Annotated in this window: 1 protein-coding gene and 1 pseudogene; both read left to right on the top strand. The window is 38.2% G+C overall.

Features of this window, described 5'->3' with window-relative positions; genetic code table 11:
* Positions 1 to 58: 58 nt before the first annotated feature.
* Positions 59 to 670, top strand: coding sequence for a Uma2 family endonuclease (locus F6K53_RS44325; RefSeq protein ID WP_293087274.1), 612 nt, complete (start codon positions 59 to 61; stop codon positions 668 to 670).
* Positions 671 to 871: 201 nt separating this feature from the next.
* A pseudogene (locus F6K53_RS44320) lies at positions 872 to 1,148 on the top strand (IS4 family transposase); the annotation flags it as partial.

Here is a 1,148-nt window from a genome sequence, read left to right as displayed (position 1 = left end):
TAAGACACAGCAAGATTGTTCATGACCTATTTATAAACCCTATATACCTAATTGAATTGTGATAATTTTTGATGCTCTATTCCCTACTCCCTGCTCCCTACTCCCTACTCCCTACTCCCTGCTCCCTACTTCCTGTTCCCTTTGCTATAGATTGCCAACGGTAAACTTTCCTGGATTGCTCAACATGACAACTATAACCACAGAAAGATTATACACCTTTGAAGAATACCTCAACTATGATGATGGTACCGACAACCGCTATGAATTGGTGGATGGGAGGTTAGAAATCATGAATCCACCAACCTTTAGGCATCTGCTGATTGCTAAGTTTATTGAACAAGTATTGGAAGCAGAAATTAATCGTTTGGGTTTGCCTTGGCTGTGTTTTAAAGAAGCAGGAATTCGGACAGGATGGCGCAAGTCACGGCTAAGTGATGTCTATGTGGTAACCAAAGATCAGGTAATGGCATTGCTAGATCAGTCAGCAGTATGTGATACTCCTCCATTATTAGCAGTAGAGGTGGTGAGTCCTGATTCTGTTAAGCGAGATTATCGTTACAAACGTTCAGAGTATGCTGCCTTGGGAATCACTGAATATTGGATTGTTGACCCCCCGAATAAAAAAGTTTCACTGCTGGTGTTAGAGGAAGGGTTATATCACAAGTGTTGAATGTTAAGAAAATATTGATAAAAACAGCTCAAAATATGGTAGATTGTGAACTAAGGATTAAAACCTATTTAATTAGTCATGATTATAAATTCATTCTCTTGATGCAAAGCGCGAGTGGGGGAAACCACGCCAGACCGCGAGTGGGGGAGACCCCCAAGACCGCACTGGCTCCCCTGTTCCCTTGCTGCATCGCTTCCTAAGATTGTCAAAGATATTCTCAAAAGTCTACCCAAAAATGATTACCCGGTTTTGAACAGCCGTCTTTTTGTTGAATGTTGGTTAGGTTATTCTCTAGATAATAGCTTAAGTAGTATGCGAAATTTATTTAAAAGATTAAATAATACAGGAATTGACGTAGATATTTCAACATTTTCCAAGGCTAATAAACATAGAAGTCAAGAAATATTTCAAAAAAATTATAAGAAATTAAATAAATTAGTCCAGAATAAATCCCATAAAAAATTACATAATAAATACG

Source organism: Moorena sp. SIO4A1, assembly GCF_010672065.1.
GTDB lineage: Bacteria > Cyanobacteriota > Cyanobacteriia > Cyanobacteriales > Coleofasciculaceae > Moorena.
Note: the sequence above shows the minus strand (reverse complement) of the source record. Positions and strands in the feature narration are given on the sequence as shown.